Origin of the sequence: Bacillus sp. AFS088145 (genome assembly GCF_002564465.1) — a bacterium.
In the GTDB taxonomy this organism is placed as follows: Bacteria; Bacillota; Bacilli; order Bacillales; family Bacillaceae_G; genus Gottfriedia.
In genome coordinates, this window is the sequence record NZ_NUUX01000021.1 from 113164 (window position 1) to 134559 (window position 21396).

General features: G+C 34.2%; 19 protein-coding genes and 2 other annotated features. All 19 genes read left to right on the forward strand.

All coding sequences use genetic code 11. The annotated features are described in order from the left end of the window. Positions 1–129: 129 nt before the first annotated feature. Positions 130–381, forward strand: a binding site (T-box leader). A 43-nt stretch (positions 382–424) separates the two neighbouring features. Continuing rightward, positions 425–688: a binding site (T-box leader), on the forward strand. Positions 689–799: 111 nt separating this feature from the next. The 19 genes from trpE to feoB all read left to right on the forward strand — a co-directional run bounded on the left by trpE (position 800) and on the right by feoB (position 21385). Next, complete coding sequence (trpE, locus tag COI44_RS13655) at positions 800–2170, forward strand: anthranilate synthase component I (RefSeq protein ID WP_286163931.1); 1371 nt, start codon at positions 800–802, stop codon at positions 2168–2170. Continuing rightward, a complete protein-coding gene (locus COI44_RS13660; protein ID WP_098428457.1) occupies positions 2154–2765 on the forward strand; it encodes an anthranilate synthase component II in 612 nt (203 codons plus the stop codon). The genes trpE and COI44_RS13660 overlap by 17 nt, the downstream gene beginning before the upstream one ends. Then, positions 2737–3765 carry an anthranilate phosphoribosyltransferase gene (gene trpD / locus COI44_RS13665; RefSeq protein WP_098428458.1) on the forward strand — a complete coding sequence of 343 codons (1029 nt, stop codon included), beginning with the start codon at positions 2737–2739 and terminating at the stop codon, positions 3763–3765. Before COI44_RS13660 ends, trpD begins: the two co-directional genes overlap by 29 nt. Then, positions 3766–4554: an indole-3-glycerol phosphate synthase TrpC gene (gene trpC / locus COI44_RS13670; RefSeq protein WP_098428459.1), complete on the forward strand. Its 789-nt coding sequence runs from the start codon at positions 3766–3768 to the stop codon at positions 4552–4554. It abuts the gene before it with no gap. Beyond that, positions 4551–5156: a phosphoribosylanthranilate isomerase gene (locus tag COI44_RS13675; protein ID WP_098428460.1), complete on the forward strand. Its 606-nt coding sequence runs from the start codon at positions 4551–4553 to the stop codon at positions 5154–5156. Before trpC ends, COI44_RS13675 begins: the two co-directional genes overlap by 4 nt. Continuing rightward, a complete protein-coding gene (trpB, locus tag COI44_RS13680; protein WP_098428461.1) occupies positions 5157–6356 on the forward strand; it encodes a tryptophan synthase subunit beta in 1200 nt (399 codons plus the stop codon). A gap of 2 nt (positions 6357–6358) precedes the next feature. After that, the gene (trpA, locus tag COI44_RS13685) at positions 6359–7144 is read left to right on the forward strand and encodes a tryptophan synthase subunit alpha (RefSeq protein WP_098428462.1); all 786 of its coding nucleotides are present in this window, start codon (positions 6359–6361) and stop codon (positions 7142–7144) included. 575 nt (positions 7145–7719) lie between these two features. Then, a complete protein-coding gene (locus tag COI44_RS13690) occupies positions 7720–8145 on the forward strand; it encodes a DMT family transporter (RefSeq protein ID WP_098428463.1) in 426 nt (141 codons plus the stop codon). Positions 8146–8173: 28 nt separating this feature from the next. Beyond that, on the forward strand, positions 8174–8872 hold the full coding sequence (locus tag COI44_RS13695) for a Crp/Fnr family transcriptional regulator (RefSeq protein ID WP_098428464.1): 699 nt from the start codon (positions 8174–8176) through the stop codon (positions 8870–8872). Positions 8873–8914: 42 nt separating this feature from the next. Beyond that, positions 8915–9397: a DMT family transporter gene (locus COI44_RS13700; RefSeq protein ID WP_098428465.1), complete on the forward strand. Its 483-nt coding sequence runs from the start codon at positions 8915–8917 to the stop codon at positions 9395–9397. A gap of 28 nt (positions 9398–9425) precedes the next feature. After that, positions 9426–10145, forward strand: coding sequence for a YjjG family noncanonical pyrimidine nucleotidase (locus tag COI44_RS13705; protein ID WP_098428466.1), 720 nt, complete (start codon positions 9426–9428; stop codon positions 10143–10145). A gap of 247 nt (positions 10146–10392) precedes the next feature. Then, a complete protein-coding gene (locus COI44_RS13710) occupies positions 10393–12390 on the forward strand; it encodes an IucA/IucC family protein (protein ID WP_179887123.1) in 1998 nt (665 codons plus the stop codon). After that, entirely contained in the window at positions 12387–14477 is a 2091-nt protein-coding gene (locus COI44_RS13715; RefSeq protein WP_098428468.1) for an IucA/IucC family protein, read from the forward strand. The genes COI44_RS13710 and COI44_RS13715 overlap by 4 nt, the downstream gene beginning before the upstream one ends. 11 nt (positions 14478–14488) lie before the next feature. Then, positions 14489–15718: an MFS transporter gene (locus COI44_RS13720; protein ID WP_286163913.1), complete on the forward strand. Its 1230-nt coding sequence runs from the start codon at positions 14489–14491 to the stop codon at positions 15716–15718. Positions 15719–15745: 27 nt separating this feature from the next. Beyond that, positions 15746–16978 (forward strand): type III PLP-dependent enzyme, encoded by a 1233-nt coding sequence (locus COI44_RS13725; protein ID WP_098428470.1) that lies wholly within the window; start codon positions 15746–15748, stop codon positions 16976–16978. Between the two features lie 96 nt (positions 16979–17074). Then, entirely contained in the window at positions 17075–18571 is a 1497-nt protein-coding gene (locus COI44_RS13730; RefSeq protein ID WP_098428471.1) for an FTR1 family iron permease, read from the forward strand. After that, entirely contained in the window at positions 18561–18935 is a 375-nt protein-coding gene (locus COI44_RS13735) for a hypothetical protein (RefSeq protein WP_098428472.1), read from the forward strand. Before COI44_RS13730 ends, COI44_RS13735 begins: the two co-directional genes overlap by 11 nt. A gap of 225 nt (positions 18936–19160) precedes the next feature. After that, positions 19161–19391, forward strand: coding sequence for a FeoA family protein (locus COI44_RS13740; protein WP_097975109.1), 231 nt, complete (start codon positions 19161–19163; stop codon positions 19389–19391). Next, entirely contained in the window at positions 19385–21385 is a 2001-nt protein-coding gene (gene feoB, locus COI44_RS13745) for a ferrous iron transport protein B (protein WP_098428473.1), read from the forward strand. The genes COI44_RS13740 and feoB overlap by 7 nt, the downstream gene beginning before the upstream one ends. The last annotated feature ends 11 nt before the right edge of the window (positions 21386–21396 follow it).

Genomic DNA, 21396 nt, shown 5'->3' on the forward strand with positions numbered 1-21396 from the left:
ATTTACAAAAACGTATAATATTCGTTTTCTAAAAGGTAGAAAAATCGAATCTTGTAGAAATAAACTTGTTGACTTTTTATTTTTTGCATAATAATATAAGGACAATTAATTTAAATAAAAATCCATAATTACTTTGCGTTGACGAAGAGTAGTAACGATTACGGAAACTAAAGAGAGCTGATGGTTGGTGCGAATCAGTGTGAAAGTAATCGCGAATGGACTTCCGAGCATCCAAACCGAACCTTAAATAAGTAGTAGGCTTTGGCGAGTAGTCTTCTCGTTACAAAAGACGGGTATTCATTGGAAAGTTGATTGGATACCGACAAAGTGAGCTGTTAAATCAGCTAATGAAGGTGGCACCACGGGTCTCTCGTCCTTTTTTAAGACGGGGGGCCCTTTTTGTATTTCTTTAAAATTTAATAATAATAAATCGCTGAGTAAGAAGAGTAAATATTGGTGAATGTCACAGAGAGTTAGACAATGGTGGGAGTCTAATACAGGAACCTTTATCGAATGGACTTACGAGAGGCATCTTGAACATTAAAGTAGGGATGCACGGATTTCCACCGTTAAAAGGATAGGGTATCGGAATTATTTTAGTAACTTATTCCCGTATCCGAAAAGTGGGATTCAGATCAATCTGATCCAATCTGAGGTGGTACCGCGGTAGCAACTAATCGTCCTCTATATGCACAATCTTTGTGCGTATAGGGGACTTTTTTTATATTCATCATTAAATTTTTGGAGGTCGAACAAATTGTCAGTACAAAACAAAGCAGAAATAGTCATTGAAACGATAATGGGGGATTTGTTTACACCGATTTCATTATTTAAGAAATTGAACGCTAGCAAAAAGTTTTTATTTGAAAGCTCATTTAAGCATAAAGATTCTGGCCGTTATTCATTTGTTGGTTCAAAACCTGCTTTTGAATTGATTGGGACAAATCAAAGTGGTCAAATCATCTATAAAAATGGCAAAAAAGAAGAGTTTGTTGGAAATCCTCTTTTAAAACTGAAAGAGTTAATACCAAAGCAGGATTATTTAGAGGTATTGGATATCCCTTTCATTGGTGGGGGAATTGGGTATGTAGGATATGATATGATTCGCCAGTTTGAAGAGATCGGTGATGAGCTAGAAGATGTTATCGGAATGCCAGATCTTCATTTAATGTTTTTTGAAGTCATTATTGTATTTGATCATTTGGAACAGAAAATTCATTTGGTTGGAACAAAGCTTTCCGATGAAACAACATTAGAAGATTTGAAGAGCGAAATTCAGAAGTATAAGCAAGTAATTCTATCTAATTCAAACCAAGAGGAGGAAGTAAAACCAGTTGTATTTTCTACTTTTGAGTCTGAAGTTAGTAAATCTGACTACATTTCCAAAGTAGAAGAGGCAAAGTCATTTATTCAAAAAGGAGATATTTTTCAAGTCGTTCTATCACATCGAATGGGAGCAAAATTTGAAGGCAATCCATTTGATTACTATCGAAAATTACGAATCCAAAATCCGTCACCATATATGTATTATATCGATTTTGGTGATAGCGTTGTTGCTGGTACTTCCCCTGAGAGTTTAATAAAAGTTAAGGATAATCAGGTTATAACGAATCCAATTGCCGGTACGAAGCGAAGAGGGAAAACGGATGTACAAGACTTAATGATCGAAAGGGATTTATTACAGGATGAAAAGGAACTTGCCGAACATAAAATGCTTGTTGATTTAGGGAGAAATGATCTAGGCAAAGTTTGCGAGTTTGGAACAATCAAATTAGAAAAATATATGACCGTTGAAAAATACAAATATGTCATGCATATCGTTTCCGAAGTTAGCGGGCAATTAAAAAAACCACATACCTCACTTGATGCTCTTATTGCTTGCTTACCAGCTGGAACCGTATCTGGTGCACCTAAGATTAGAGCAATGGAAATCATTAATGAATTAGAGAGTTCAAAGAGAGGGGTATATTCCGGTGCAGTCGGTTATGTATCCGTTAATGGAAACCTTGACTTTGCATTAGCTATTCGAACGATGATTTTAAAAAATCAAATGGCCTATATTCAAGCAGGAGCAGGTATTGTTTATGACAGCAAACCCGAACACGAATATGAAGAAACCATTAATAAACTAAAAGCCTTTTTGGAGGAAAATCATGATTTTAATAATTGATCACTATGATTCTTTTACTTACAATCTTTATCAGTTTTTGGGAGAGCTTGGCGAAGAAATGAAAATCGCTAGATATGACAAAATTTCGATAGATGAAATAAAACAAATGAATCCAAAAGCAATTATTCTTTCTCCAGGGCCAGGTAAGCCCGAAGAGAAGCAGGAAACGAATGAACTCATTCAAGCTTTTCATAAGACTGTCCCAATACTAGGCATTTGCTTAGGGCACCAAGCAATCGGTTATGCATTCGGCGCAAAAGTTATTAAAGCAGGACAAATCAAACATGGAAAAACATCGAAAATTAGGCATGATGGCAGTAATTTATTTGCCTATATGTCCCAACCGTTAGAAGTTATGCGATACCATTCACTGGTAATTGAAAAAGAAACGATACCGCCATTATTTGAAACTTTAGCATTCTCTATGGACGATCAAGAAATCATGGCTATTAAACACCGAAAATATCCAATCTACGGTATGCAATTTCATCCGGAATCTATTGGAACAGAATACGGAAAACAACTTTTATTAAACTTTTTAAATGAAATAAGGGAGGAATTAAAAGATGAAAGAGTACCTTCAACGCTTAGCTAATCGAGAGTCGTTTACAGTAGAAGAAATGCAAGTAGCTGTCGGTAGGATTTTACAGGATGATCAAATATCAGATAGTGAAATCGCAGCATTTCTAGTTGCTTTAAGAACAAAAGGTGAAACAGTAAACGAAATCGCAGGACTAGTAAATGCAATTCGAAATCATACGGTAGGATTTACTAGGAAGTTTCATAATGTCATTGATAATTGCGGGACAGGTGGAGATAACTCATCGAGCTTTAATGTGAGTACAACATCAGCATTTGTTATTGCGGGAAGTGGAATTCCAATTGCAAAGCATGGAAATCGTAGCATGTCTAGCAAAACAGGTAGCGCCGATGTATTAGAACAATTAGGTGTGGAGTTATCGATCCCAACACAAGCTTCCGAGGAGCTTTTAGATGAAATAGGCATTACCTTTTTATTTGCTCCATATGTACATCCAAGATTGAAAAAAGTTATGAAGGTTAGACGTGAGCTGCAAATTCCGACCATTTTTAACTTAATTGGACCTTTAACAAATCCAGTTGAATTAGAGACCCAACTATTAGGAATTTACAGAAGAGATTATTTAGAAGTTTTTGCAGAAGTGCTAAATAAATTAGGACGTAAACGAGCGATTGTATTAAACGGTGCAGGGCATTTAGATGAAGCATCGTTAGCTGGTGAGAATCATATCGTCCTACTAGAAAATAATGAGATGAAAAAGATGACACTTCATCCAGAAGAAGTTGGATTAACTTATTATCCAAATACAGAAATCAAAGGTGGAGATGCAAAGAGGAATGCAGATATTCTTCTTCGAGTATTAAAAGGAGAAAAAGGAGCCTTTAGAGATACGGTTTTATTAAATGCTGGTTTAGCAATTTATACTTCAGGGATTGTCAATCAAATTACAGATGGTATTAGGAAGGCTGAAGAGAGCATCGATTCTGGTGCAGCTTATGAGAAATTACAAAAACTAGTTGAAAAAACTAGCAAACTAAAAAGAGAGGTTATTTAAATGGAAACCATTTTAGATCGAATCATTTCTCAAAAACAAATCGAAATTAAAAGTTTAAGAGCGATTAGCCAGAAAATAACGGACCAAGCAAAGAATTTATCATTAATTGAAAAATTAAAAGTTGCAGACCATTTAACGATTATTGCAGAGTTTAAACGAGCATCACCATCAAAAGGTGATATTAATACAAATCTTAATCCCGCAGAACAAGCAAAAAAATATGAAAAAAATGGAGCAGCAGCAATATCTGTTTTAACTGATACGACTTTCTTCAAAGGTTCCTTTAAAGATCTGAAAATCGTGCGTGATTCCGTTAATATTCCGATATTATGCAAGGATTTTATTATCGATCCAGTTCAAATAGATATCGCAAAAGAGCATGGAGCAAACATTATTTTACTAATTGCTGCTGCATTACCTTTTACAAAACTAACTAATTTATATCAATATGCGAAGCAGCAAAATCTCGAAGTATTGATGGAAGTACATGACGAGGAAGATTTAGAAAAAGCACTAAAAATTAGGCCCGATCTATACGGAATTAATAACCGAAACTTAAAAACATTTGAAGTGAATCTGGGTGTGACAGAAAGGCTAGCACCACTTATTCAAGCAGATGGAGGTTTCATTATTAGTGAAAGTGGAATTTTCAATCAGTATGATGCAAAACGCGTAAGAGATGTTGGGGCAAACGGAATTTTAGTCGGAGAGGCATTAATGAGGAGCAATGAATTATCATCAAACATGAGCGAGCTGATGGTTCCTATACTAAAGGAGGCTAAGCAGTGAAAGTGAAAATTTGTGGCATAACCGATTTAAAAACAGCTAAATGTGCAATAAATGCAGGAGCTGATGCCATTGGATTTGTATTTGCAGAAAGTAAGCGTCAAATTGAAGTTTCTGAGGCGAAAAAAATCATTGAGTCACTGCCAGATTCGGTGTTGAAGATTGGCGTTTTTGTAAATGAAACAAAGGAGACATTAGAATCAATCTACGAGGAAGTTGGTTTAACACATCTTCAGCTACATGGAGATGAAACGCCAGAATTTTGTCGTTCATTATCCTTTCCAGTAATCAAAGCATTACGAGTTCAATCGGAAAAGGACGTTGAAAAAATCGCAGAATATGATTGTGATTATATTTTAGTAGATAGCCCGAGTGGAAAATATCGTGGCGGAAATGGAACAACATTTAACTGGGGCCTTGTTAAATCAAGGAAAACAGATAACTTGATTTTAGCTGGTGGATTGACAATTGAGAATGTAATACATGCAACTAGCCTCGTAAAACCAATAATGGTTGATGTAAGTAGTGGAGTCGAAACGAACGGGAAAAAAGATGAAGAAAAAATAAAAAGTTTTATAAAAAAAGTTAAATTAGGAGGAATTTAAATGTCTACGTACACACTTCCAGATGTAAAAGGTCATTTCGGTATGTATGGAGGGAAATATATACCTGAAACGCTTGTTCAAGCCATAACAGAATTAGAAGAGGCTTATTCAACTATTAAAGATGATCCAGCGTTTAATGAGGAAATTGAAAGCTTGTTAAAGGATTATGTCGGTCGCCAAACACCTCTTTACTTTGCAGAAAATTTAACTAAGCATGCTAACGGAGCTAATATTTATTTAAAGCGTGAGGATTTAAATCATACTGGTGCCCACAAAATTAACAACGCAATAGGTCAGGCATTACTTGCGATTCGAATGGGTAAACGAAAAATCGTTGCTGAAACAGGAGCGGGACAACATGGTGTAGCAACTGCAACAATTTGTGCTTTATTAAATTTAGAATGTGTTATTTTCATGGGTGCTGAGGATGTTCGAAGACAAGAACTGAATGTTTTCCGAATGGAATTACTAGGCGCAAAAGTGATTAGTGTTGAATCCGGAAGTGCGACATTAAAGGATGCAGTAAATGAAGCCCTTCGTTACTGGGTTGCAAATGTAGATGACACTCATTATTTATTAGGATCAGTAATGGGGCCACACCCTTTTCCTATGATGGTACGAGATTTCCAAAGTGTAATTGGAAAAGAAACAAGACAACAATTTTTAGCGAAGGAAGGCAAACTACCTGATGCGGTAGTAGCTTGTATTGGCGGGGGAAGTAATGCAATTGGTATGTTCCATTCATTTATAACGGACGAAAGTGTAAAGTTATTTGGAGTAGAGGCAGCTGGGCATGGAATCAATACAGATAAGCAAGCAGCATCTTTAACTAAAGGCGTACCAGGGGTATTACACGGTGCATTAATGTATTTACTTCAAGATGAAGATGGTCAAATACAAGAAGCCCATTCAATTTCTGCAGGACTTGACTACCCAGGGGTAGGTCCTGAGCATTGCTATTTGAAAGATATTGAGCGAGTAAAATATGAATCAATCACAGATGAAGAAGCACTTGAAGCATTCCAATTACTAGCAAGATTAGAGGGAATAATCCCAGCATTGGAAAGTGCACATGCAGTGGCTTATGCAATAAAGCTAGCAGCAACGATGCAGAAAGATGAAAATTTAGTCATTTGTTTATCTGGCAGAGGCGATAAAGATGTTCATACCGTTCGTGAGAGATTAAAGGAGGGGAAATAATAATGAATCGAATTGAATTCCAATTTTCAGAACGACTTAAAAAAGGTGAAAAGCTATTTATTCCTTATGTAATGGCAGGAGATGGTGGTCTTGAAGTATTAGGGGGAAGACTTGCTTTACTAGAAAAATTTGGCGCATCGGCAATCGAAATAGGTATTCCATTCTCAGACCCAGTAGCAGACGGACCAGTAATTCAAAAAGCAGGAATTCGAGCATTACAAGCTGGTACAACATTACAAGCTGTAATTGAAAAAATAAAAGAAGTTCGTAAATTAATCTCTGTACCTTTAATCGTCATGACATATATGAATCCCATTTTAGCTTATGGAATTGACAGGTTCGTATCTGACCTTCAGCAAGCAGGAGTAGACGGCTGTATTATTCCTGATCTACCAATCGAAGAAGAAGAAATTATCATTCATCAACTTGAAGACTTTGGAGTAGAACTAATTCGTTTAGTCACAATGGCTACGCCAAAAGATCGAATCATTAAAATTGCTGAAAAAGGAAGAGGTTTCTTATACACAGTAACAGTAAAAGGGATTACTGGTGTTCGAAATGAGCTAGAAGACAGCCTATCATCCTTTTTAAAAAGTGTTAAAGAAATTAGTAATAAACCTGTCATAGCTGGATTCGGTGTATCTACCCCAGAACAAGTAAAGGAATTAAGCCAAGATTGTGATGGAGTCATTGTTGGTAGTAAAATTGTTGATTTATTTAATCAAAATAAGATCAATGAAATAAAACTTTTAATGGAATCAAGTTTAGTAAGTGAAGAAGTAATTTAATAAAAAGCGAATCAGGCTATATTAATTAGTGGCCTGATTTTTTTATGTAATTTTTGGGGTATATTATTGATCTTAGCCTTGCTAAGCTCTGAAATATAACGGAATCTAGTTAATAATTAGTCTGTGTTAAGCTTTTTAGATGAAAAGATTGATTAGGATAAATAATATCATCTGTTTTTAGTGGATTTCATCATAAATACGGTAAGCGGTATGGGTATAGTTATCGTTTAATTGCGATTATCGAAATTTATTTTCAGATCCTCAATATTTCAAAATGATCCAAAAGTATCCACAAATAAAGGAGTGTTCCTAAAAAAACTCAACTACAAACTATCCACTAATTTTACAGTTCTCCACATTTTTATGGGAAGTTTTCCACATAATAGCGGAATATCCACAAAAAATTCACTCCCAAAAAATATAACTACAAACTATCCACAGAAATTTATATGATTTAAAAAAGTTTTCCACAATTGCAAAGTACGCGCTTTTTCTCTTTAGGACATATGTCCTTCCCAAACAACCATCCAATATCGTTTAATAATGAAGAAATCAAAATGTCAGGAGAGAAAAATATGAAAGGAATTTTATTAGCAATTATCGGCGGAGCATTCATTACACTACAGGGAGTTGCAAATTCGCAAATTAGTAGTGATATTGGCACGTGGCAAGCAGCTACAATTACACAGTTTACAGGTTTTATTGTAGCTTTATTCATACTACTTTTAATAAAAGATAAAAAATTAGCTGAAGTTAAAAAAGTGAATCCAATTTATTTATTAAGTGGGGCACTTGGAGCATTTGTTATCTTTTGTAATGTGACATCAATTCATATTATTGGTGTGACATTTTCAATTTCTGTTCTTTTAATCGCACAGCTAAGTTTAACATTTATCATTGATAGTAGAGGCTGGTTCGGAGTCAAAAAGCTTACTATTAGTCCGTCACAATTTATTGGAATTGGTATGATGTTGATCGGTGTGATTGTGTTAGGTTCTTAAAAGTAAATTTACAGGAGGTGAAGTTAACTTGAAAATCACTAGTGATATTGAACAAATTAATCATTTTTTAGCTGAACATAATATTGAAGCAGTTTTTAATGAGGATTTAAAAGCTCATATGACTCTTAAACAATTCATGCAAGGAGACCTTATTTGTTCTCAAGGAGACTCACCAAAAAATTTGTTTATTTTAGTAAAAGGGAAAATCAAAGTTTATACTTCTTCAGCGGAGGGTAAAACATTAATTCTATCATTTAAGACGCCTCTTGAATTAATTGGCGACATTGAATATGTAAGAGGCTCTAACTATATAAATACGGTTGAAGCCATATCTGCGGTTGAGATGATTGCTGTAGATTATCGCTGGCTAAAAAAATTTGGTAAAGACTATGCACCGTTTCTTCAATTCTTATTAGACATCATAACGGAAAAGTTTCTTATTAAGTCGAATTCAATGAGCTTTAATTTAATGTATCCAGTAGAAGTTAGACTAGCAAGTTACTTATTATCGGTTTCATACCATGAAGCGAATTCTTTACAAAACGATAATTTAAATCCAATCAATCTTAAAGACGCAGCAAATCTAATCGGAACGAGTTATCGACATGTTAATCGAGTTATTCAACAGTTCTGTAAGGATGACCTAGTAGAGCGAAAAAAAGGGAGTATCCTTATTAAAGATCGAGCCGGTTTGAGTATTCTTGCAAGTAATAATATATACGAATGATAGTTTTAGGAATCATACAGAAATTTTTGGGAGGTGCAATTTATGCTTTATGGATTAATATTATCTTTAATAGCAGGATCACTAATTGGTTTACAAAATATATTCAATAGTAAAGTTAATGAACGGGCGGGAATATGGGTAACAACTACATTTGTATTAGGAATGGGCTTTTTAGCTTCTTTCGGAATGGGGCTTTTATTTGAAGGTAAGGAATTATTTGTTTTGCATAATATGAAAAATTGGTATTGGATTAGCGGAATAGTCGGTGTAGGTGTTGTTTTCTGCTTAACGAATAGTACTAAAATTCTTGGACCAACTTATGCGATATCAATTGTTCTCACATCTCAATTATTTTTTGCAATGTTATTTGATTCTATGGGATGGCTAGGTCTTGAGAAAGTTCCGTTTTCTCCTAAGCATCTAATTGGTGTTTTGCTTATTATAAGTGGTATATTAATTTTTAAATTAAGCGGAATAAGTTTGAAACGTATTAAGCTAGTTAAAAATCAATCTAGTAAAATATGAATTAAATAAATAGAGATGGGGAAATGTTATGAAAACATACAAAACATTATTATTAGATGTAGATGATACATTATTAGATTTTGGTGCAGCGGAAAAAGTAGCATTACAATCTCTATTTATAGATCAAAATATACCATTAACAGATGAAATCAAATCAAGGTATAAAGAGATTAACCATGGACTTTGGAAGTCATTTGAAGAAGGTAAAATAAGTCGGGATGATGTGGTTAACATACGTTTTTCAACCTTATTTAAAGAGTTTGGTATTGAAGTTGACGGTTTTCTGCTGGAACAATCTTACCAAAGTTATTTAGGAGAGGGAAATCAATTAGTTGAAGGTGCATATGAATTACTTACAAGTCTTCAGCATGAGTTCGAATTATATATTGTCACAAACGGAGTTTCAAAGACACAATATAAACGTTTGAATGCGGCGGGTATTTATCCTTTCTTTAAAGACATTTTCGTTTCTGAGGATACTGGTTATCAAAAACCGATGAATGAATACTTCCAATATGTATTTGATCGAATTCCAAATTTTGAATTAGATAAGACATTGATAATTGGAGATTCATTTAGCGCGGATATAATTGGTGGGGCAGGGTCAGGAATTGATACTTGCTGGGTCAATCCAAAAATGTTTTCAAATGAATCAGATATAATTCCAACCTATGAAATTCAAAAACTTGATGAACTTTATAAGATTTTAAATATTGAACAGAAGGTTTTAGCTACTTCATTTAACTAAGACCCCCTTAAAAAGCAAAGTTTTTCACTCAATCGGATCGTTGATTTTTGAATTTAGTTTACACACTTAAAGCAAAAAGTTATATACTTTTTGCTTTTTTATTTTGCATAAATTAGAAAATATTGGAATAAAAATTATTGACACTGATAATCATTATCACTTAATATAATAAATGTGTTTTTGTTGATAATAATTATCATTATCATCTGTTTGGACTTAAATGAAAATCATTAGAGGATGTGTAGAAATGATTAATATTCAGAACAAAGATGGATTAACAAATTATGATCACTTAGATCAGGAAGAGTTAAAAACTTTGGATTATCTTAAAAGCGAAAAACCTGAATTATTGGTAGGCTATCTTTCTAATGTGAAAGCAGGAAGAAGAGGAATTTTTCAACGTCTTTTCCAAGCGTTTATAAGAGAAAAATTAATACCAGATGAAAGAATTACTTGGATAAATGGCGAAGTGTCAAAAATTAACGTAAATCTACCTAGTGGAAGACTTCTGCAAGTTTCTGTTTGCAAATTACACTCACTTGGAAGATTCGATCTAACTGGTGATGTAATTGTAATTGACAAAACATTGTATAACGAACTAATGCATCCTGTTGAACTGATTGAGTTATTAAAGAATGAAGGTATGTTGGAGGATGCAACTACAGAGCAGTATGAACAATTTAAACACGAAATTCAAAACGGTGTTGCTAATCTAACGTTGGCTTTAACTGGTGCTACGTTAAATCATCATGAATTAGCGGAAAAGGCTAAACAATTTTCGGTTCATTCTTCAATAGAATGGGCTCTACATCAAAAGAAACAGGACAAAAAATTTAGTCCACTTGCATTTTTTGAACAATGTGTAGTTGAAGGGCATCCTTTACACCCTGGTGCAAAAACAAAGTTTGGCCTTAGTGTAGAAGAGGTAATTCAATACTCACCAGAATGGGGTGGCAAACCAGAAGTAGTCGTTATTGCAGTATCAAAAGACCTTTGTCGAACGACATCTTTTGATCAAACTACTATTACAAATTGGCTATATAAAGAGTATGAAAGTTTACAGCCTGCTGTTGAAGCGGTTTTACATAATAAAGGTTTACAGCTTAGTGATTTTGAATTGATACCAGTTCATCCATGGCAATTTGAAAATACACTGAATGTATTCTATGAAAAAGAGTTTAAGCAAGGAAAAATAATTCCAATCAGTGATTTTGTAATTCCAACTCAATCATTAGTGTCATTTCGTTCTTTAGCTCCGATTCAAAATTTAGGAGAGAAAAAACATCATATAAAAACGGCAGTTAACGTGCAAACAACAAGTGCCATACGTACAGTATCACCTAATTCTGTCGTAAATGGTCCAATGCTTTCAAAAATATTTAAAGCAATTCAAGAAAAAGAATATGGATTTGATGGGAGATTTATTGTGCTAGAAGAACGAGCGGGAACTCATTTTAAGCACGAAAGTTTAAATGTTTCTGAGGAAGAGCAATGGAAACTTCAAGCAAATTTAGCTTCTATTTTAAGAGAAAATCCCGAAAACTATGTCCTACTTGAGGATGAAATTCCAATGGCGGCAGCGTCATTAATTTCAAAATCCCCAATAAGTAAAAAGCCAATTGTAATCGAGTTAATTGAAGAATTAGCTAGTGTAAATCGTTTAGATGATATGAACGATGCTGCTAAACTATTTATTCGTAAATATGCAAGAACGTCATTACCTGGCTTTTTAACAATGATGGTACGTTATGGAATTAGTCTGGAAGGTCATATGCAAAATAGTGTCACGGTCTTTAGAGAAGGTGAGCTAGTACGCATTTTAGTGAGAGATTTTGGTGGAATTCGAATACTTCCGTCAAGAATGTGGAAACAAGGTTTTGAAGCAGAATTTTATCCTGGTTCATCTATTGTTACAGATGAGGAAAGCCAGTTACATAATATAATTTCGTATTCAGTTATGCAGAATCATTTTGCTGAGCTAATAACTTGTATAGTACGTACATTAGAGTTCGATGAAGGAGAGCTATGGGAAGAAATTGTTAACATTAGTAGAGAGATATTCAAGGAATTAAAAAAGGATCCCTTGATTAAAGTACAAGCATCATTGGATGAAAAAGCATTTTTCCAACCAATGATTAACTTAAAAGCTTTAGCAACGATGCGATTACAAGGAGATAGTACTGCTTATTCATTTATGAAAGTTCCAAATCCAATGAAGTACTGGAAAGGAGAAATCGGAGAATGAGCGCAAGTTTAAGCCAAGTATTATTAGAAAAAGATTTTTTATATGAATCATTTGAAAAACTACGTAACGGAGAACTATTGGGAGATGAAGCTGCGAATCTTACTTTTTTAGTAGGCAATATGCCAAATCTAATTCCAAATTATATGGTAAACCTGGAAAAAGGAAGACGTGGTATTTTAAACCGTCTCGTAGGTTCAATGTTAAGAGAAAACATACTTAATTTTTCTACAAACTCACATGATTTATACGTTATTGACTCGATCTATGCACTAAATGTACCAGCTATTACAAGTTTTTGGAGAATGGTTATTCAACAGATTCAATCTTATAACCTACAATCAGGCAAAACTTATAAACTATATTCTCTAAATGAGGATGAATGTTTGGTTATTCCGGTAAGTCGTACTTATGCGTTTAATCGAATTGAGGTCGACGGTGAAATATTATTTGTTACTGAGAAAGAAGTAACACCAATAAATCACTCGGTTGAACTGTTGGAAATTGTTCGTCACAAAAAAGAGTTCCAATACGAAAGTGAAAAATTTGCTTGGGAGCAGCTTGCAAAGGAACTAATTAATGGAAGTGCGAATCTTGCATTATCCTACGCGTATTGGGATCAAAAGAAAAAAGAGCTTCAAAAGAGAGCTTCAGAATTTAAGATTACGAATGTTTTAGACTGGGTTCTGTTTGAGAAAAAATTAAATTCAGCATTCGACAGTAGCTTATTTTTTGAACAACTTTCGGTTGAAGGGCATAATCTTCATCCAGGTACAAAGACGAAAATCGATATGAAAGCTGAGGATGTTTTTCAATATGCACCTGAGTTTGATGGAGTAGCTGCAATTCAATTTGTCGGCATTTTAAAAGAACGTGTTGAATGGTGTGTGAAAGATGAATTAGAAGAAGATGCAAATAAATTACTATTTAAGGTTTACCCTGAATTAAGAAATGTAGTTGAGCAACAATTTCAGCTACAAGGCCATCGTTTAGAAGAATATGTAATCGTTCCAGTGCATCCATGGCAACTAGAAAACGCTATTTCTGTAGTTTATAAGCAAGAATTGAATGATCAGACTATTGTTCCAATCCAATCATTTCACGTTCCTTGTGGATCAACATCTTCTTTCCGAACTGTTGTACCACTCGGGAACCAAGGGAGCATGAACTATGCAATTAAAGTTGCAGTTAACAGTCAAATGACCTCAACTGTTCGTACAATTTCTGCAAATACAACGAATAATTCTACGATTGTTACTAGATTAATAAAGTCCATTATGGAAATTGAGCAAGTATTAAGTAAACAGTTTGTACCAGTTTATGAGATTGCTGGTTACAATTTCAAAAAAAAAAATGACAAGCAAAAAAATAGGAATTTATCTGCAGTATTACGCGAAAATATTGAGTCATTTACTTTCAATGATGAAGTTGCAATTGTCGGAAGTTCTCTATTTTCAGAATCACCAATTTCAGAAAAGATCATCGTCTCGGAATTAATTGAACAGTATGCTAAAACGACAAATGAATCAATTACACAGGCTGCTTATCAATTTGTTTCAGAATATGTAAATATTGCGTTACCTGGATTTTTAACACTATTAGTTAAATATGGCATCGGTTTAGAGGGACATTTGCAAAATAGTGTGATGGTATTTAAGAACGGTCAACCTGTCCGGATGCTTTTCCGTGATTGGGGTGGTCTACGAATTTATAAAGAAAGGCTTAAGAAAAACAATTTACATGTAGAGCTTTACGCCGGTTCGATAACGGCGACAGATGACTTGAAAGAAGTGCACAATAAATTATTTTATACGGTATTTCAAAACCATTTAGGAGAGTTAATTTTACAAGTTTGTAATGAGTTCGGTATTAATGAAAGAGAACTATGGCAAGAAATCCATCGAATCTGTAATAAAGTTTTTGACAAATTAAAGGCAGACCCGACGTTAACAGAAAATGTGGCATGTGACCGTGAAGCTCTTTATCAAATGAAAGTTGAGCATAAGGCACTTACAAAAATGCGACTAGATCCTGCGAAGAAAGGATATTCTTACGCAATTGTTCCAAATCCTCTTCATGAATTTAAGTAAAAAGGAACGAAATGACAATGGCACAAATTGAAGTACAGAATAAAAAAAATTCACGTTTTGCTTTTCAATCAAAATCCTTCAATATTTTTATGACAGGAAGCTTAATTTCAAGAGTTGGAGATTGGATGGATTTAGTTGCATTAAATTGGGCTGTCTTGCAATTTACAAATTCTCCAATTCATTTAGGCATTATGAACGCTTGTAGATTAGTTCCAACATTTTTATTGAGTGTTCCAGCGGGAATAATGGCTGACAGGTTTGATCGTCGAAAATTGTTAATATGGCTTCAAGTTGGAATGATGCTGTTAACATTTGTGATCGGATTTCTTGTCGCAAAAGGTCCGTCATTTTGGCTGTTTGCACTAATTGTGGCGATACGCTCGATGCTTGCAGCTATGGATCCACCAATTCGAAATGCGCTTATACCAAACCTTGTACCGGAAAGTTCAATGGCGAGCGCACTTGCAGTTAATACAATGATTATTAATCTATCGCGAATTATTGGACCTGCAATTGCTGGTATCTTGTTAGGTATTATAAATATAGCAAATTTATTTTATATCAATGCTTGGGGTACATTTGCTGTCTTAATCTCTTTAGCAATTATTCGGGCAGACTACCAATTGATTAAATATAAAGATAAAGATGAAAAAATAACAATAAAAGAAGCTGTCGATTTTGTAAGGAAGAAGCCATCAGTCCAATCATTGCTTATATTAGCAATTGTTCCAATGGTATTTGGTTTTCCATATACGACAATGATGCCACTGTTTGCTAAAGAGTTATTGCATCTCGGTCCTGAAGGATTTGGTGTTTTATTATCGATTTCTTCCATTGGTGCAATAATTGGGACAAGCTGGTTATCTATTGGGAAAGAGATTATCGAAACGGGTAAATGGCTAATTTATTCAAATATTGGATTTGGTCTATCATTGCTATTATTTATTGGAACAAATAATTATCTAGTTGCAGGTTTGGCAATGTTCCTTGTTGGTTTAACGAGTCAAACATACAGAACGTTGAGTCGAATTACACTGCAAAAGCAGGTTCCAGATCATCTCAGGGGAAGAATTATGAGTATTGCTTTAATGGATCGTGGATTTATTCCATTAGGTGCATTATTAATTGGAGCAATAGCATCAAGTTTGGGAATTCTCTGGGCGGGAAGTGTAATGGGGCTTGGTTGCATCTTAACTACTTTAATGATTGTGTTGAAAAGAAGAGAAATCTTAAAAGTATAACTTTATTATTCATAGGAGTGTAAGAAAATGATTGCAAATATTGTGCAAACACAAAGTCGAGAGCAAGATCGTCCATTTTGTGCATATCTTTATGACCTAACAAAATTACGAAATCATGTAAATTCATTAATGACAACTCTTCCTTCAAGCTGTCGATTATTTTATGCAATAAAAGCAAATTCAGATGAAATGATTCTTAAAGCATTGGCACCTATTGTGAATGGTTTTGAAGTAGCCTCGTTAGGAGAAATTGAAAAGGTAAGGAATATTGATTGTAATATACCAATTCTATTCGGTGGCCCTGGAAAAACACGTCATGAAATCGAAATGGCAATAGAGTATGGAGTAACCTTACTTCATGTTGAAAGCTTACATGAAATAAAACTTGTTAATTATATAGCAATGCAAAAACATGTCTCTGTTTCAATATTATTACGAGTTAATTTACGTCATTCTGTACCGTCAGCTAAACTAAAAATGGCTGGAGTGCCAACACAATTTGGTATTGATGAGACAGAAATAGATAAGGCGATTTCCTTGATAGAGGGATTACCAAACTTGAAATTAGAAGGTTTTCATTACCATGCTATGTCGAATAATACGGATTCAAAATCACATGCATCTTTTGTAGATCATTGCTATGGATTAACAAAAGAGTGGAGTAATAAGTGGAACTTAGACATCACATACGTAAATGTCGGTGGGGGAATTGGAATAAATTACTTACAGGTAGATAAGCAATTTGATTGGGAAGATTTTACGGAACAATTGGAAAAAGTACTCGAAAAACATAATGATAAAAGTTGGAATACTTTATTTGAGTGCGGTCGATATCTTACTTCTTCGTGTGGCTATTATGCAGCGGAAGTCCTAGATATTAAACAAAATCATGGTGAGTATTTTTGTATTCTACGAGGTGGAAGTCATCATTTAAGACTTCCTGCAGCTTGGAAGCAAAGCCATCCATTTACCGTCATCCCAGTAGGAAAGTGGCCATATTCTTTTGAAAGACCTGAAGTAATCGATGAAAAGATTACAGTAGCCGGAGAACTTTGTACACCAAATGATGTATTAGCTAGAGAAGTCATCATTTCTAAATTACGGGTAGGCGACATTTTGCTGTTTAGCTATGCGGGAGCGTATGGCTGGGCAATCTCACATCATAATTTTCTAAGTCATCCACATCCTGAACGAATTTATGTAGACCGTGATTCTTTAATTAGACAGTATGATTTTGTAAATGAAGGAATGTCATATTAAAAATAGTTAATAAAAATATAATTGACTAAAATCTGAAATAGCTTTATTATCAAGAGGTGATAATGATTATCATTATATTTAAGGGGAAAATCAACGATGAAGCAGGCTCTTATTAATGTAACTTTAACAGCTTTACTATTATTAGTTTTACCGTTCAAAACCTTTGCTGCAAGCCCTGAAGAGGATTTAACACATGCAAATTCTTTTGTAGAAAGTGCAATCCAATCTGCTCAAAAAGGAGATTTTAAATCTGCTGAGCAGGAATATAAAAAATTCAACGACGAGTGGCTTGATAAAGAGGATGGAATAAAAAATAGATCGATTGATGCGTATGGCAAAATCGAGGAAGCTATGGGAATGGTTCAGTATAACCTAGCTCAAAAGACAGTGAATCAAAGTGCACTTGTTACTGCACTTAAAGAATTAGAAGATGTAAATGAAAAGTTTATTTCTCATCAGTTCGCTAGTTCAAAATTAGATTCAAAAAGTACTGGTAGTGTTGAAGATTTAATCGAAATATTAAACAAAGCGTTATCAGATTTAAAAGATAATAATGTATCAGGAGCAACTTCGGAGATTGATCAGTTTAGAAAATCTTGGATCAATATTGAAGGTGTTGTATTAACACAATCTCAAACAGTTTACACTGACGCTGAAAGAGATATGGTTACTTCATATGCAATGCTAACTGCTAAAACGCCTGATGTAAAAGCGGCTACAAAAACAATTACAGATATGCGTGATTATCTATTACCATTAGCGTCTAAAACTAGTTATACAATGTTAGATGCTATAACAATTTTACTTAGAGAAGGCTTAGAAGCATTACTAGTAGTTGTAGCATTATTAGGTTTTATTAAAAAGTCTGGACAAGAAAAGAAAAGTAAGTGGATCTGGTTTGGTGTTGGAGCCGGATTAGGTGTCAGTATCATACTAGGTGTTATCGTAAACATTTTATTCTCAGCAGGTGCTTTTGGAAGTAATAACTTCTTAATCGCAGGCTGGACTGGAGTATTTGCTGCTGTCATGCTCTTATATATGAGTTACTGGTTACATAGCAAATCTAATACGAAGCAATGGCAACAATATATTAAAACTAAGAGTGATAAAGCATTAAATACGGGTAGTTTATTATCTTTATCAATTCTTGCGTTTTTAGCAGTTTTCCGTGAGGGAACTGAAACTGTACTATTCTTTATTGGAATGGCATCTTCAATTAAGCTATCAACTTTATTAATAGGAATTGGGTTAGGATTCGCAATTTTAGCAATACTAAGCTATTTAATCTTAAAGGTTGGCCTGAAAATTCCAATGAGACCGTTTTTCCTTGTCTCAAGTATTTTAATGTTCTATTTATGCTTTAAATTTGCGGGTATGGGAATTCATGGTTTACAGCTATCTGGATTACTTCCGGCGACGCAGGCTCCTATTCCAACAATTGATTTCTTTGCGATTTATTCAACTTGGGAGAGCTTTATACCCCAAATGATCTTGTTATTAATAGCTTGTATTGCAGTGATTTATAATAGATTCTCAAATAAAAACAATAAAAAAAGTAGTGAAAATTCGGGGGGAACGAAAAATGTTATCTAACAAAAAACTAGTCGCAGCAATGGCTTTAGGACTATCTTTAACTTTATCTGCATGTGGAACGAAAACAGACGATGCAATTAAAACTGGTTCTGATGATATGATCAAAACGATTTCAGAATTAAAAACACAAATTTCGAATAATGATGAAGCAAAAGCGAAAGATAGCGGAGAAGCACTTGAAAAATCATGGGAAAAATTCGAAGACTCGGTAAAAGATAAAGACAAATCACTTTATGAAAAAGTTGAAACGCCACTTCATATTATTGAAGCAGGAGTAAAAGTAACCCCATTGAATGCAGATACACTTAACCAAGCTGGTGACGAATTAGAAAGTGTATTAAAAGAAGTTAAAGATCTAAAATAATAAACAATTAATTAATCATTGTTTTCCAAAAAAACCTACATTGAATGATCTTTGTAGGTTTTTTCTTGGTTTTATTCACTCAATTTTTGGGGTTTTTTCTAAAGGTAACCTTTTCATAAAAGCAGGTAGACAATTAACTTGACTTAACTTAAGATAAAGATATTGATAAGGATTATCATTATTGATTGTTTATATATAATAAGTTTTGATCCGGAGGAATCACTTATGTTACTTTCAGAATTAAAAAAAGGCGAAAAAGCTAAAATAACAGATTTGTCATCACTAGGTGAGGCAGTGAAGAGACGTCTTTTAGATCTAGGGATAAGTGAAGGGTCTATGGTCTGCTTACAATGTACAATGCCGTTCAAGGGACCTTGTATGATTGAAAATTGCGGACAATCACTTGGCATTCGATTTCTAGATGCATCAGGGATAAAGGTAGAAAAAATATGTTAAATATAGCGCTTATTGGAAATCCAAATACAGGAAAAACTTCTCTATTTAATAATTTAACAGGTACATACCAATACGTAGGAAATTGGAGTGGGGTTACCGTTGAAAAAAAGGTAGGGACTATTAAAAATAAACTTGGAAATCTAATTGATTTACCAGGTATCTATTCTCTAAGCCCTCTTTCAAAAGATGAGGCCGTTGTTTCACATTTTTTTGTAAATGAAACATTTGATGGGATGATTAATATTGTTGACGCTGCTCAATTAGAGAGAAATTTAATGCTCACTCTTCAACTTCTAGAGTTTAATAAATCAATGATTATTGGTCTAAATATGGTCGATGTTGCTAAAAGGAGAGGAATTTCAGTTGATCCTTCTAGTATCTCAAAGATATTACAAGTACCAGTTATTCCAATTGATGCTAGATCGGGTAAGGGAATAAACGAGGTAAATGAATTAATAGAGACAATTCCTCAATCTGAAGTTGAGTTTGTAATTGATTATGGAATAATTATTGAAGACGGTATTAAAAATATTATGACTCTATTACCTTCAACTTTATCTATTCCTAAAAGATGGACTGCAATACAAATCTTAGAGGGCAATAAAGAGGTAATAGAATTTATAGCTTCATCCTACGATTTTAGTAAAATTGACCAAGTAATTAACATAACAGAGGAACAATTAAACAGTGAACATGGTGTGTCACCTTCAAAATGGATTTATTCTGTAAGAAAAGAAGTGATTTCAAATTTAATTGGTAGATCTGTAGAGAAAGAATCTAATGAAGCAGTTACTTTAACTGATCGCATTGATCGATTTGTTACACACCCAATTTTGGGTATTCCTATTTTCCTAGTGACAATGTTTTTAATGTTTAAGCTTACTTTTGATTGGTTGGGGTTACCCTTATCTGACGCATTAGATGGTTTTTTATCAGGACCTGTAACAGACTGGCTAACAAACGGCTTAAATGCAATACATGCATCAGGTTTTATAAAAGCAGTTATTCTTGACGGTATTGTTGCCGGGGTTGGTGGAGTTTTAGTCTTTGTTCCACAAATTTTTATTTTGTTTTTACTAATATCATTCCTTGAAGATTTTGGATATATGTCTCGAGCGGCTTTAGTAATGGATCGCTCGATGGAAATGGTTGGTTTAACAGGAAAGGCATTTATACCTATGATTATAGGGTTTGGTTGTAATGTACCTGGAGTTATGGCTGCTAGAACGATTGAACAGCCTAGAGAGAGATTACTCACCATTTTGTTAACACCATTAATGTCTTGTTCGGCGCGTTTACCAGTATATGCACTTTTCGTTGGCGCGTTTTTTGCGAAAAATCAAGCAATAGTTGTTTTTTCACTGTATATACTCGGAATAGTAGTTGCATTAGTATTAGCTAAGATCTTTTCATCTACTATATTAAAGGGTGAGTTTTCATTATTTGTCGTAGAACTCCCACCGTACCGTATGCCACAAGGTAAAGCTTTGTTTAGAAGCACATGGGATAAAGGTAAAGGGTTTATTCGAAAAGCAGGTACGTTTATTTTTGGTGGTTCTGTAGTAATTTGGTTATTATCTTATATGGGACCAAGTGGTTTAGGTGTTTCGATGGATGATAGCTTTTTAGCAATGATTGGGGGAATACTTACACCAATACTTGCACCTTTAGGTTTCGGGACATGGCAAGCAGGTGCTTCTTTACTAACAGGATTTTTAGCGAAAGAGGTTGTCGTTTCTGCCATGAATATTATCTATCATGTGCCAAATGCACATTCTTTACAAGGAATATTGTCTACACAGTTTTCTGCACTTTCTGCTTTTAGCTTTATGGTATTTGTCTTATTGTATGTACCCTGTCTTGCAACTGTTGCGACAATTCGTAAAGAGACAGGTTCAACTAAATGGACGTATTTCTCAGTTGGATATGCATTAGTTATAGCGTATATATTAGCGCTAATTATCTATCAAGTTGGAAGTCTCTTAGGCTACTAAAGAAAGGGGTA

Bases quoted from the DNA above. Each gene is read 5' to 3' on its own strand.
- trpE (WP_286163931.1), top strand. From the start codon at position 800: ATGGGGGATTTGTTTACACCGATTTCATTATTTAAGAAATTGAACGCT.
- COI44_RS13660 (WP_098428457.1), top strand. From the start codon at position 2,154: ATGATTTTAATAATTGATCACTATGATTCTTTTACTTACAATCTTTAT.
- trpD (WP_098428458.1), top strand. From the start codon at position 2,737: ATGAAAGAGTACCTTCAACGCTTAGCTAATCGAGAGTCGTTTACAGTA.
- trpC (WP_098428459.1), top strand. From the start codon at position 3,766: ATGGAAACCATTTTAGATCGAATCATTTCTCAAAAACAAATCGAAATT.
- trpB (WP_098428461.1), top strand. From the start codon at position 5,157: ATGTCTACGTACACACTTCCAGATGTAAAAGGTCATTTCGGTATGTAT.
- trpA (WP_098428462.1), top strand. From the start codon at position 6,359: ATGAATCGAATTGAATTCCAATTTTCAGAACGACTTAAAAAAGGTGAA.
- COI44_RS13690 (WP_098428463.1), top strand. From the start codon at position 7,720: ATGAAAGGAATTTTATTAGCAATTATCGGCGGAGCATTCATTACACTA.
- COI44_RS13700 (WP_098428465.1), top strand. From the start codon at position 8,915: ATGCTTTATGGATTAATATTATCTTTAATAGCAGGATCACTAATTGGT.
- COI44_RS13705 (WP_098428466.1), top strand. From the start codon at position 9,426: ATGAAAACATACAAAACATTATTATTAGATGTAGATGATACATTATTA.
- COI44_RS13710 (WP_179887123.1), top strand. From the start codon at position 10,393: ATGATTAATATTCAGAACAAAGATGGATTAACAAATTATGATCACTTA.
- COI44_RS13715 (WP_098428468.1), top strand. From the start codon at position 12,387: ATGAGCGCAAGTTTAAGCCAAGTATTATTAGAAAAAGATTTTTTATAT.
- COI44_RS13720 (WP_286163913.1), top strand. From the start codon at position 14,489: ATGACAATGGCACAAATTGAAGTACAGAATAAAAAAAATTCACGTTTT.
- COI44_RS13725 (WP_098428470.1), top strand. From the start codon at position 15,746: ATGATTGCAAATATTGTGCAAACACAAAGTCGAGAGCAAGATCGTCCA.
- COI44_RS13730 (WP_098428471.1), top strand. From the start codon at position 17,075: ATGAAGCAGGCTCTTATTAATGTAACTTTAACAGCTTTACTATTATTA.
- COI44_RS13735 (WP_098428472.1), top strand. From the start codon at position 18,561: ATGTTATCTAACAAAAAACTAGTCGCAGCAATGGCTTTAGGACTATCT.
- COI44_RS13740 (WP_097975109.1), top strand. From the start codon at position 19,161: ATGTTACTTTCAGAATTAAAAAAAGGCGAAAAAGCTAAAATAACAGAT.
- feoB (WP_098428473.1), top strand. From the start codon at position 19,385: ATGTTAAATATAGCGCTTATTGGAAATCCAAATACAGGAAAAACTTCT.